Genomic DNA, 11,267 nt, shown 5'->3' with positions numbered 1-11,267 from the left:
GTTTATTTACCCCAAATAAAGATAAAGTATAAGCATGAAGACGCTTGTTTTGTATCGTCCTAACTCCGAACATGCCACAGCGGTAGAAAGTTTTCTACGTGATTTTAAAAGTCAAACAGGGCATGACCTGCCAATCTTAGATGTAGATTCGCGCGAAGGTGCTGATTTGTGTCGGCTTTACGAAATTATGGAATATCCGGCAATAATTGTTATGGACGATCAGGGCCGACTGCAAAACAGTTGGCGCGGCGGACATTTTCCGTTAATTAGCGAACTTAGTTACTATGTTACAGATGAAAGGCAACTTTATGGCGCAGAACCAAACAAACAATTATAATGCACTTTTTACAACTATAGCCGTAGCAGCTTTTGTGGGATTGGCGGCGGCATTTGTTTTATCGATAGAAAAGATCCACTTACTGATGCAGCCTGACGCAATTTTAAGCTGCACCGTTAATTTAGTTTTAAACTGCGCAACGGTTATGAAAACTTGGCAGTCCAGCTTGTTTGGATTTCCAAATCCGTTTATTGGATTAATGGCCTACCCAGTAGTTATAACTTTGGCGATCGGTTACTTGGCGGGCGCGCGTTATAAACCTTGGTTTATGGTTGGCGCCCAAATTGGTGCTTTGCTCGGGCTGATTTTTGCCTACTGGCTGTTTTTTCAGAGTGTGTATGTTATTGAGGTTTTGTGTCCGTGGTGCTTGTTCGTGACTGTAGTAACAACAATAATCTTCGACGCATTTTTGCGGTTTAACTTGTTAGAGAACACATTTAATTTGTCTAAAAATACACACGCAAAAATCATAAAACTTCTTAAAAAGGATTACGATAAACTGATTGTTGCTAGCTGGCTGGTATTAATGGTTGTACTGGTTGTTGTGAAATTTGGTAAAAGCTTGTGGGGCTAGGCAACTAGCTGTAAACTCCGCTTATGGCAAAAGAATTTGAAGAAAAAGTTTTAGAAAAATTAGATCAAATGCAGTCAGATATTCGGCGTTTAGAAGTTTTGCATGAGGAAACAGATGGTAAAATTGAGGCGATTATCGAAGGAATGTCGCCAACCCTCGAGAAGGTTGTTGATCATGAACTAAGAATTACTAGGTTAGAATCTGCCACATCATGAGAGTTATACTCATTGACTAGAAACGATACGCATAATCTGGTTGCTGAATCTAAAATGTTTCTAGCGTTGTCCATCTTGAATTTTTTTGCTAATACCGTAAAATAAAGTTAAATACACTTTGCCCTAAAGGCAGATTAGCGGCTATCACCCGCGAAAGTAGCGAGAAGAATTTAGTAGAACTCGCCGGCCTGGCTCGTAAGTCCAGTAAACAAGCGCCACAAGAATCACTTCTTTTGGAAGTTGGATGGTACCGTCCTGAACCAGGATTCCAACACTTCTAAAAGAAGTGATTTTTATTTATAAAGGAGAAATATGGAAGAGCCAAAAAAATCCAATCTCGCGAACATCGAAGAAGAAATGCTCGCAACTTGGCAGAAAGAAAACACATTCGAAAAGTCGTTACAGCAGCGCAAAGGTTCTGAAGTTTTTAGCTTTTACGATGGCCCGCCATTCGCAAATGGCTTGCCGCACTTTGGCCACAGCCTAGTAACTGCAATTAAAGACAGCTTGGGTCGCTATAAGACCATGCAAGGTTATTATGTTGAGCGTCGCAACGGATGGGACTGCCATGGACTGCCTGTTGAATTTGCAATCGAAAAACAATTCGGTGTTAGCGGTAAAAAGCAAATTTTAGAGCTCGGGCTTGAGAAGTTTAACGCCGCTTGCCGCGAATCTATCTTTATGTACAAAGGTGAATGGGAGGACTTTTTTGGCCGCATAGGCCGTTGGACTGATGTTAAAAATGCCTACGCAACAGTAGATCGCGACTACACCGAAAGCGTTTGGTGGGTAATGAAGCAAATTCACGACAAAGGTTTGCTATATAAAGGCTACAAAAGCATGCCGTATTGTCCACGATGTGAAACTCCTCTAAGCAACTTTGAGGTAAACGAAGGCTATCGTGATAACGTGCCAGATCCAAGTTTGTTTGTAAAATTCAAATTAGTAGGTGAGGATGCCTCTTTGCTCGGCTGGACAACGACCCCTTGGAGCTTACCAGGTAACGCTGCGATCGCTGTAAACCCCAACGAAACTTATGTTTATGTAGATCTAAAAACAGAATCTGGCAGCGAGATTTTAATTGTCGCTAAAAAACGCCTAAATGAGGTTTTTAAAGATGAGCACGATTTTGAAATCTTAAAAGAAGTCGAGGCCGACGAGCTAATCGGCAAAAACTATGAACCATTATTTAAACTCGACAAGTATGCGGCCGGAATCCCAGACTTTATGTACAAAGTTTGGCCAGCTAGTTTTGTAAGTGTCGAAGATGGTACCGGTGTTTTGCACGTTGCGCCAGCTTTCGGCGAAGATGACCTAAGTTTAGGAACAGAGAAGGTCTTAGATGTCTTGCATACGGTAGATACCGCCGGTAAAATTGTCGGCGGCATTGGCTTTGACGAAGTTGAAGGCAAATTTTTTAAAGGTGCCGATAAAGCTATCATCGCGCATTTAACAGATCGCGGAATGGTATTCGCTGCCGAAACAAAAGAACACACGTACCCGTTTTGTTATCGCTGTGATAGTCCACTTTTGTATTACGCAATCGACACCTGGTTTATAAAAGTTTCTGAAATCAAAGACCAGATGCTAAAAACTGCCGAAAGCATTAATTGGAGCCCGAACCACATCAAAGATGGTCGTTTTGGAAAGTGGCTTGCCGGTGCGCGCGACTGGGCGATTAGCCGCAATCGTTATTGGGGTGCGCCGATGCCAGTTTGGGTAAACGAGGCCAACCAAGATGATTACATTGTAGTAGAAAGCATTGCCGAGCTTAAAAAACTCGCCGGAAACGACATCGATGTAGACGACTTACACCGTCCGTTTATCGATAAAATTACTTTCACAAAAGACGGCAAAACCTACAGGCGTGTAGAAGAGGTCATCGACTGCTGGTTCGAGAGTGGGTCGATGCCCGTTGCGCAGCAGCACTATCCGTTCGAAAACGTGGAGAAGTTTAAAAAATCTTTCCCAGCTGACTACATAGGCGAAGGTTTGGACCAAACGCGGCTTTGGTTTTATGTCCAGCATGTAATTTCGACAATCCTGTTTGATCGCCCGGCCTACAAAAACGTGCTGGTTAACGGCATGATCATGGCCGCCGATGGTCAAAAATTAAGCAAACGCCTAAAAAACTATCCGCCACTAGACGACGTATTTAACAACGAGGGCGCCGACAGCTTGCGCTTATATTTGCTTAGCAACAACCAAGCTGTGAGCGCCGACTATATGCGCTTTAACCGCGACGGCATGAAAGACCTAAATCGCAATGTTTTAGGGACGCTCATGAACTCGTATCGTTTTTACAAAATGTACGCCGACATCGACAACTTTAAGCCAGTTGGCCGGTTAAATAGCGAAAACGTTCTAGATAAGTGGATTTTAGCGCGCTTGAATCAAACAATCGTCGAAGTTACAAAGCAGGCCGACGATTACAAGTTAGCGCACGCGATTAATCCAGTTTTTGAACTGGTCGACGATCTGTCTAATTGGTTTATTCGGCGCAGCCGTCGCCGTTTTTGGAAGAGTGAAGACGACAGCGACAAAAACCACGCATACGAAACCTTGCACTACGTTTTAGTGAAGACTTGTCAGTTGCTTGCGCCGTGGGCTCCATTTATTAGTGATAAAGTTTACCGTGACTTAAATGGGGGCGAGTCTGTTCACTTGAGTGATTGGCCAAAAGCGAGTGAAGTTGATCAGAGTCTATTGGACCAAATGGCAAAAACGCGCGAATACATTAACGAAGGGTTGAGCCAGCGCGCTGCCGCCAAAGTCAAAGTTCGTCAGCCTTTGCAAAAAGTTGCTGTACCGAAACTCGACGATATTTACAAAGAGGTGATTGCCGACGAAGTAAATGTTAAGCAAGTTGAGTGGGGTAAAAAAGTTGAACTCGACGTTAAAATCACTCCCGAGTTAAAGCGCGAAGGACAAATGCGCGAAGTTGTTCGCAATGTGCAAAACGCGCGCAAACAAGCCGATCTACAAGTTGATGATCGCATAAAGTTAAGTCTTGTAACGAATGACGAGGAGCTTAAAAAAGCGATTGAAGAACATAGCGCGACAATAGCAGCCGAAACCCTAGCCGAAGAAATATCGGATAAAACGTACAAGTTTGAGGCAAAATGTAAGGTTGATGGGGTAGAGCTAGAAATTTCGCTCGAAAAAAACTAGCCAAATAAAAAGCGCGCCTTATACAGGCGCGCTTTTAGATTTATTCATTTACGGTTGATTTGCCAGGAGTGACGACTTTCATCATCGCTGCCTCTGGTACATCGTTTTGGTTCACACCTACGACGATCTTGTACTCGGCTTCGCCTTCGTGCAGGGTGAATTCTAGATACCTAAGTTGCTCTAATTTAGGTGATTCACCGTCCTGCGGATTATCAATAACCCTAAGCAACTCAGTAGAATCTGCGTTCAAGACGTCGGGATACTTACTTAAAACTTCATCATAGCTAAGTAATTTAAGATCGCTTGCTTTTTGCGCCGATCCTAACCAGCTCAAAAACTGCGGAATATATTTTTTATACGTAATTTCTTGCTCGCTCAAACCCTCTACGTCTTTGTCGCTAAAACCGATTGACTGCAGGGCCGCGGAGCTGTCGCGCGCTAGCTGCATTGCGCTAGCTGGCGACTGATTTACGGCCGTCATCATTACAACTGCGAGCGCGAAAACTCCAACTGCACTTGCGCCAATTAAAAATCGCTTATTCATATACTTTATAACTCCTAAAATTGTTATTTTGTTCGCCTTTGTCGCGGCACGCGAAACAAGTACATGACGCAGTTGAGCCTGGTGATGGCTGAGCTCGACAGTTGGAACTGTCATATTTTGTAGCTGGTTATCGTTTAAAATCTGTTTCATGGTTTCTTGCCTGTAAATATAACGGCACCTTATTTAATTGGTTGCACTTTCGCGTAGTTTTTTGATGCCGCGCGACAGAAGTGACTTAACGGTTCCAGGTTTTTTGTTGGTTATTTGGCTAATTTCATCTATAGTTTTATTTTCAAAATATCTAAGAGACAAAACTTCTTGATATTTTATCGGCAGCTTTAAAATCTGTTTTTGAACTTGTAAAAATTTTACATGACGTGAAACTTCTTCTTCGGCAGCCTCAAGTTCGGCCTGAATGTCGGTTTCGTCTATTGGCTCAAAACCTTGCTCCTCCAACAAGGCCTCGAGCGAAGAGTTTTTTGAATGTTTATCTCTAAAGTGATTGGCAATTTCGTTACTGGCAATTCGGTAAAGCCAGGCCGAAAAGGGGATTCCTCGCCATTCAAAGGTTTTAATTTTATCTAGCGACTTTATAAAAGTCTCTGCCGTTATGTCTTGCGCTGATTCAAAATCAGCAGTTCGCCTAAAGACATAGTTAAAGATTTTAGGATAATAGTGGTCAAAGAGCTCGCCAAATGCAGTTGCATCAGTTTTGGCAAGCTCAACAATTTTTTGCTCTTTATCTTTTTGCATATTGTTCATGTTATACAACGCAAAACTATAGCAAAGGTTGCACAAGTATAAAACCACAAACTTGACAAATGATCACCAAAGTGCTAATGTTTAAATGTAAACAAAATTAATTAACGCAAAAAATAAAATATGAAACTCGCACTACCAACACAAAAACAAATGCAGTTCGCACCAATTCCTAACGATGACGGTGACGAACTTAGTCGTTCCATAACAGACGATCCTACAACTCACGATGATAACTGGAACCTCCACGAAGAGGTCGACGCGGTTAAATTAAATCGTTTTTTGAACGAGGCACTTCAAGAGATTGGACCCGAAGTGCCTGAGAATCTTTACAAGTAAAGGTACATCTGTTAGAATTGTTTAAAGCAAATCTAACTAATGAGTAGAGAAACATGAAAGCAGTTATTAAAGTTGGCGGTAAACAATATATTGTTTCCGAAGGTCAGACCTTATTGGTTGACAAACTAGATTCAGAAAAAGATTTGAGTCTAGAACCTTTGATGGTTTTTGATGAAAAAACAGCTAAAGTTGGCAAACCAACAGTTGCAGGCGCTAGCGTAAAAGCTAAAGTTGCCGAACAAGAAGTTAAAGGCGAAAAGCTACAAGTTGCGAAATTTAAAGCTAAAAAACGCGTTAAGACTATCACTGGTCACCGCCAAAAGCACACCAAAATCGAAATCACAAAAATTACCGCCTAAAGAGCGGTAATTTTTTATTTTCACAAAGTGACCAAAAACTGGTACAATTGTTTCTAGTTCGAGAGAGGGTTATAGCAAACAATGCCAGGTAAAATTATTGCCGTTACAAATCAAAAAGGTGGGGTTGGCAAAACAACTACCGCTGTTAACGTTGCTTATTATATGGCTAAGGCTGGGCACAATGTTTTGCTAGTGGATTTTGATCCTCAGGGTAACGCCACAAGTGGGCTCGGGATTGAAAAGCGGGAACTTAAGTACACTGTTATAGATTCGATCTTAAATAATCGTAACATCACCGAATGTATTGTGCCCACGCGCCACAAGCGACTGCACTTGCTACCAACCATGCCCCAACTCGCTAATGCCGAGGTCGAACTTGCAAAAAGTGAGCATAAATTTAGTCGTCTAAAGGCTGCACTCGAACATAACTCTTACGATTTTGTAATTATTGATTGCCCACCAAGCCTAAGCTTACTGACAGTTAATGCGTTAATTGCTGCAAACTATATTCTGTTACCGGTTCAGGCGGAATTTTATGCGCTCGAAGGTTTAGGCCAGCTGCTTGAAACTATGCAGCTCGTACGCAAAGGAATGAACAAAGACCTAGAGCTTTTAGGTGTTGTCGTAACAATGATGAATAGTCGAACGACACTTTCCACTCAGGTTCACGCTGAGGTAATGAAGCATTTCCCAGGGAAAGTATTTAACACAGTTATTCCGCGCAATGTGCGCTTAGCTGAAGCTCCGAGCCATGGCTTGCCAGTTGGCGCTTACGATCGCTGGAGCAAGGGTGCGCGTGCATACAAGGCGTTGGCAAAGGAGGTTGTAAGTCGTGTCGCGAAGTAAAAAAGGATTAGGTAGAGGGTTTGATTCACTTATTCCAACTCAACTTTTAGATGATGAATTTGACCCAACGTCAGAGCAAGACGAAAAGATTAGCGATTTAAGAACGTTAAGAATTTTGGATATCGAGCCTAATAAACTGCAGCCGCGAAGGCACTTTGACCCAGTCGCTCTCGAGGAATTATCGAATTCAATCCAGCAGCACGGCGTGATGCAGCCGATTGTAGTTACGCCAAAAGGTGGCGGATACGAGTTGGTGGCGGGTGAGCGCAGGTGGCGGGCTAGCCAAATGGCTGGACTAGAAGAAATTCCTGCAATTGTGCGCGACATGAATGATCAGCAAAAGCTCGAGCTAGCTTTGATTGAAAACTTGCAGCGCCAAGATCTTAATCCGCTTGAAACTGCAACAGCATATCTAAAACTTCACCAGCAGTTTAACATGAGCTACGAGGAAATCGGCCAGCACGTAGGTGGTAAGGCTGTTAGTACGATTAGTAATATTATGCGTTTGCTGGCGTTACCCAAAGAGGCTAAAAAGGCTCTGATTGAAGGTGAAATTAGTGAGGGGCACGCCCGCCAGATTTTAGCCATAAAAGAGCCCGAGGTTCAAAAAGAGTTGCTTGATCTAATTTTACGCAATGGTTGGTCGGTTCGTAAGGCTGAGCAGTTTGTAATTGGCTACAAAGAAGGCGCCAAAGATCGTCAGACCGCGCGCGAAAAAGTTAAAACAGAGACGGTTGAAACTCAGCGTTTGAGCCAGCGAATCAGCGCCGACGTTTCTGTTAAACATATGGCAAAAGGCGGCCGTCTTATAATTCAGTTTAAAAACGACGATGACCTGAATCGGATTACCGGTTTACTGCTTAACTAAAAAATACCAGATTTGTTAATCGGCAAGAGTCGTGCCCATAGACGGCCTTGCAGATTGTTAGATTTTATTGGCCCAAAGGCTCTAGAATCATAAGATCCGTTTCTACCTCTATTATCACCAAGTACAAAAACTTCGTTTTCGCCAACCTCGGCTATAATTGTACCTTCGCTGTAGGTCGGATCTAGATTAAGACCGAGTTTTTCGTCTACATTAAAACCTTGCGGATTTTGAGCGTTCTTAATTGTAACGGTGCCGTTTTCCACTATAACTGTGTCACCTGGTAAGCCAATTGCACGCTTGATCAGCTGCTCTTCTTTGCCGTTAGATCCTACGATTGAACTGTCGAGCACTACGATTTGACCGCGCTCCGGAATATATGGCTTACCTTGTAAAAAGCTCAAACTTCTATCAACCTTTTCGATAATTAGCCAATCGTTGTTCTGTAGAGTCGGCACCATGCTCGTTCCAACTACGTAGTAAGAATGAAAAATTGTTTGATTAATTATAAAAGCCGTTGCGATTACGCCAAAAATAAAAAGCAAAGAAGAAATAATGCTTTTTAGGCGCTCGGTTTTGTTTTTGCTGGCAATATTTTTTTTAATATCACTGGAATTCATGTGGTGATATTCGCTATGTCTGTTTGGATCCATGAAACTAATCATAACTTAAGCGGGGATTAAAAGTCTATCGCACTTTACTTGCGTGGATAAAAACGCTATAGTTTTTACTAACGCAGCAAAATTCTAGCATGTCTAGAAAGGGTGAGATCGCGCTTGGGCGATTGCTTGCGGAGTGTCCATGAAACATAATTCGAAAGTTCCAAATACAGATGGTTTTGTAATTCGTCCTAGGGCTGCTGGCAGCCAACCAGGGCGACCTACTCTTGATAGTCAGCGACTGCCTGATCAGTTTTTAATTGATCCTTCAAGAGTAAACAAAAAAGTTGATACAGTGGGCGACGAAAGTCGGTCTATTATCTCTGCCGGCGACGTTGATCATAAAGGTAACTTGAATTTGAACGAACTTAACATTGAAGATTCAAAAGATGCCAAAAAAGGCAAAGATAAAAAAGTTAAGAGCAAGCGTAAGTGGCCAGTTAAAAAAACAATTAAGTGGACCTTGCTAGGCTTATTGATTATTGCTTTGTTAATTGGCGGTTACTTTGCTTATAAATTTTTTGCTACCGGCAGTAAAGTATTCCAAGGTAACTTGGTCAATGCAGTTTTTGCACCACCAAAAGAGCTTAAAATGGACCAAAATGGCCGAACAAACGTTATCGTGTTTGGTACGTCAGAGGACGATCCCGGTCATGACGGTGCCGATTTAACAGATTCGATGATGCTAATTAGCGCAGACCAGAAAAAGAAAGAAGCTTTTTTGGTTAGTATTCCACGTGACTTGTATGTAGAGTATGGCCGTGCTTGTCCAGCAGGCTACCGAGGCAAAATTAACGCTCTCTACAGTTGTGTTTACGGTGAAACCGGTGACGAAGCTGTTGCGCAAGAAGCGGTGCGCGCAAAAATTGGCGAAGTATTTGGGTTGGACGTTCAGTATGCTGCTCACATTAACTACACAGTTTTGCGTGAAGCTGTCGACGCGGTTGGGGGAGTTACTGTACAAATCGACAGCAAAGATTCACGCGGAATTATGGATCGCAACTTTGACTGGGATTGTCCAAACGGATTATATACATGCTATAACGTAAAATATCCTAACGGTCCGGCAAACTTGAACGGTAAACAAGCACTTTATTTGGCGCGCGCACGTGGGGCAAGCGGCGACACTTATGGTTTACCGCAAGCCAACTTTGATCGCGAAGGTTATCAGCGCAAGATCCTAGTTGCACTACTTGAGAAAGCAGTGAGCGCAGGAACTTTATCGAACCCAGTTGCAGTTGGTCAATTGTTAGAAACACTGGGTAACAATGTTCGCACGAACTTTGATGCTGAAGAGATTAAGACCTTGGTAAAACTTGGCCAAGAAACTAACCCGTCTAATATCTTGTCGTTAGTGTTAAATAACCCAGATGGCCCACTCGTTATAACCGGTAATGCAGATGGACAAAGCATCGTTCAGCCGGCTGCAGGTCTCTATAACTACAGCGGATTCCATGCAGCGATAATGGCGTATGCTACTGGAGACTTTGCTAGCTTAGAAAAAGCTGCAATTGATGTTTTGAATGCATCTGAGCAAGCTGGTGTAGCTCAAGTTAAGGCCAACGACATTAAGGCAAACAATTTGCTTGTTAATGTTATCGGTAATGCTCCAGCGGCACTAAATACCGAGTCTATTCAGGTCTATGATTTAAGCGGCGGCAAAATGCCAGGTACTCGCAAAAAACTTGAATCCATATTTGGTGTAACCGTCAAAGATGGTGCTCCAGCTGGAGTTACATCATACGCCGACTTTGTGGTTGTAGTTGGTACTCAACCTGAGCCAGCCCAATAGTATGCGGCGTGTAAAATGTGTATAATAGGGGTATTGTGATGGATTTTCTACGCACAAAAGCTTCGCGCACCCAGTTGAGCGAAATTGTATACGCAACGTTTAACGCCCTGTTGCCCGTTGTTGTGTTACTTTTGGTTCGGGCGTTTGATCCACCGTATCTTGCTCTTGTTGTAGTTCTGCTTAGCAAATGGCGAATTTTGGCTTTGCGCCCGCGTTTTTGGTGGGCTAACTTAAAGTCAAACATGGTAGACATTATTGTTGGCGTGGGCGCGGTTGGTTTAATTTACCTGGCCGGCGATAATTTAGCACTGCAATTATTTATTACTGCACTTTATATGCTGTGGCAGCTTATTGTTAAGCCGCTTTCATCGACGCACGGTAACATGTTGCAGGCGGGCATAGCTCAGTTTGTTGGCTTGGTTGTGCTGTTTAGCTTTTCTACGGTAATGCCAGAAATCGTGATAATTCTAGGCTGTTGGATCGTCGGCTACGTTGTAGCGCGCCATGTAATAAGCAATTACGAAGAGCCTTATCTAGAGCTTTGGTCCTCAATTTGGGGATTGGTTACGGCTCAACTCGGTTGGTTACTTTTTTACTGGACCGTTGCGTATGGAATAGGAATCGTGGCGATCCAGATTCCACAAATCGCGATCATTATGCTCGTTTTAGGTTTTTCGGGTGCGCGTATTTATCATATGCATAAACACGAAACCTTAAATAAAGGCCTTTTGCGCGGCACCATTTTATTCACCACCGCACTTTTAGCGATAATTTTAATTTTTACACCTTGGGACGCAAGCCTGTAGT

13 protein-coding genes are annotated in these 11,267 nt (G+C 42.9%); 10 read left to right on the top strand and 3 right to left on the bottom strand.

Annotated elements, in window-relative coordinates:
* The first annotated feature begins 34 nt into the window (after positions 1-34).
* The 4 genes from VLA77_04935 to ileS all read left to right on the top strand — a co-directional run bounded on the left by VLA77_04935 (position 35) and on the right by ileS (position 4,297).
* Positions 35-337 (top strand): hypothetical protein, encoded by a 303-nt coding sequence (locus VLA77_04935; protein HSE29902.1) that lies wholly within the window; start codon positions 35-37, stop codon positions 335-337.
* Positions 294-911, top strand: coding sequence for a vitamin K epoxide reductase family protein (locus tag VLA77_04930; GenBank protein HSE29901.1), 618 nt, complete (start codon positions 294-296; stop codon positions 909-911). The genes VLA77_04935 and VLA77_04930 overlap by 44 nt, the downstream gene beginning before the upstream one ends.
* A 23-nt stretch (positions 912-934) precedes the next feature.
* The gene (locus VLA77_04925; GenBank protein HSE29900.1) at positions 935-1,126 is read left to right on the top strand and encodes a hypothetical protein; all 192 of its coding nucleotides are present in this window, start codon (positions 935-937) and stop codon (positions 1,124-1,126) included.
* Positions 1,127-1,438: 312 nt separating this feature from the next.
* Complete coding sequence (gene ileS, locus VLA77_04920; GenBank protein HSE29899.1) at positions 1,439-4,297, top strand: isoleucine--tRNA ligase; 2,859 nt, start codon at positions 1,439-1,441, stop codon at positions 4,295-4,297.
* A gap of 40 nt (positions 4,298-4,337) precedes the next feature.
* Here ileS and VLA77_04915 read toward each other — a convergent pair whose 3' ends face one another.
* Positions 4,338-4,991: a hypothetical protein gene (locus tag VLA77_04915; protein ID HSE29898.1), complete on the bottom strand. Its 654-nt coding sequence runs from the start codon at positions 4,989-4,991 to the stop codon at positions 4,338-4,340.
* Between the two features lie 33 nt (positions 4,992-5,024).
* Positions 5,025-5,594 (bottom strand): RNA polymerase sigma factor, encoded by a 570-nt coding sequence (locus VLA77_04910; GenBank protein ID HSE29897.1) that lies wholly within the window; start codon positions 5,592-5,594, stop codon positions 5,025-5,027.
* A 129-nt stretch (positions 5,595-5,723) separates the two neighbouring features.
* Between VLA77_04910 and VLA77_04905 the strand changes: the two genes are divergently transcribed.
* From VLA77_04905 to VLA77_04890, 4 genes are all read left to right on the top strand, one after another.
* Positions 5,724-5,939: a hypothetical protein gene (locus tag VLA77_04905; protein ID HSE29896.1), complete on the top strand. Its 216-nt coding sequence runs from the start codon at positions 5,724-5,726 to the stop codon at positions 5,937-5,939.
* 53 nt (positions 5,940-5,992) lie between these two features.
* On the top strand, positions 5,993-6,298 hold the full coding sequence (gene rplU, locus VLA77_04900; GenBank protein ID HSE29895.1) for a 50S ribosomal protein L21: 306 nt from the start codon (positions 5,993-5,995) through the stop codon (positions 6,296-6,298).
* An 81-nt stretch (positions 6,299-6,379) separates the two neighbouring features.
* Positions 6,380-7,144: a ParA family protein gene (locus VLA77_04895; GenBank protein HSE29894.1), complete on the top strand. Its 765-nt coding sequence runs from the start codon at positions 6,380-6,382 to the stop codon at positions 7,142-7,144.
* Entirely contained in the window at positions 7,131-8,012 is an 882-nt protein-coding gene (locus tag VLA77_04890) for a ParB/RepB/Spo0J family partition protein (protein HSE29893.1), read from the top strand. Before VLA77_04895 ends, VLA77_04890 begins: the two co-directional genes overlap by 14 nt.
* On the opposite strand, the gene lepB is transcribed toward VLA77_04890, so the two are convergent.
* Positions 8,009-8,662: a signal peptidase I gene (gene lepB, locus VLA77_04885; GenBank protein HSE29892.1), complete on the bottom strand. Its 654-nt coding sequence runs from the start codon at positions 8,660-8,662 to the stop codon at positions 8,009-8,011. The genes VLA77_04890 and lepB overlap by 4 nt on opposite strands.
* Positions 8,663-8,810: 148 nt before the next feature.
* Between lepB and VLA77_04880 the strand changes: the two genes are divergently transcribed.
* Both VLA77_04880 and VLA77_04875 read left to right on the top strand, forming a co-directional pair.
* A complete protein-coding gene (locus VLA77_04880) occupies positions 8,811-10,460 on the top strand; it encodes an LCP family protein (GenBank protein ID HSE29891.1) in 1,650 nt (549 codons plus the stop codon).
* A gap of 38 nt (positions 10,461-10,498) precedes the next feature.
* A complete protein-coding gene (locus tag VLA77_04875) occupies positions 10,499-11,266 on the top strand; it encodes a hypothetical protein (GenBank protein HSE29890.1) in 768 nt (255 codons plus the stop codon).
* Position 11,267 lies beyond the last annotated feature (1 nt).

The sequence above is a fragment of the Candidatus Saccharimonadales bacterium genome (assembly GCA_035457485.1).
Classification (GTDB): Bacteria; Patescibacteriota; Saccharimonadia; order Saccharimonadales; family EFPC-124; genus DATIBO01.
The sequence above is the reverse complement of the archived record's forward strand: the minus strand, read 5'-3'. Positions and strand labels throughout refer to the sequence as shown.

Coding starts and splice junctions, on each gene's coding strand:
- VLA77_04935 (HSE29902.1), top strand. CDS start 35: ATGAAGACGCTTGTTTTGTATCGTCCTAACTCCGAACATGCCACAGCG.
- VLA77_04930 (HSE29901.1), top strand. CDS start 294: ATGAAAGGCAACTTTATGGCGCAGAACCAAACAAACAATTATAATGCA.
- VLA77_04925 (HSE29900.1), top strand. CDS start 935: ATGGCAAAAGAATTTGAAGAAAAAGTTTTAGAAAAATTAGATCAAATG.
- ileS (HSE29899.1), top strand. CDS start 1,439: ATGGAAGAGCCAAAAAAATCCAATCTCGCGAACATCGAAGAAGAAATG.
- VLA77_04915 (HSE29898.1), bottom strand. CDS start 4,991: ATGAAACAGATTTTAAACGATAACCAGCTACAAAATATGACAGTTCCA.
- VLA77_04910 (HSE29897.1), bottom strand. CDS start 5,594: ATGCAAAAAGATAAAGAGCAAAAAATTGTTGAGCTTGCCAAAACTGAT.
- VLA77_04905 (HSE29896.1), top strand. CDS start 5,724: ATGAAACTCGCACTACCAACACAAAAACAAATGCAGTTCGCACCAATT.
- rplU (HSE29895.1), top strand. CDS start 5,993: ATGAAAGCAGTTATTAAAGTTGGCGGTAAACAATATATTGTTTCCGAA.
- VLA77_04895 (HSE29894.1), top strand. CDS start 6,380: ATGCCAGGTAAAATTATTGCCGTTACAAATCAAAAAGGTGGGGTTGGC.
- lepB (HSE29892.1), bottom strand. CDS start 8,662: ATGGATCCAAACAGACATAGCGAATATCACCACATGAATTCCAGTGAT.
- VLA77_04880 (HSE29891.1), top strand. CDS start 8,811: ATGAAACATAATTCGAAAGTTCCAAATACAGATGGTTTTGTAATTCGT.
- VLA77_04875 (HSE29890.1), top strand. CDS start 10,499: ATGGATTTTCTACGCACAAAAGCTTCGCGCACCCAGTTGAGCGAAATT.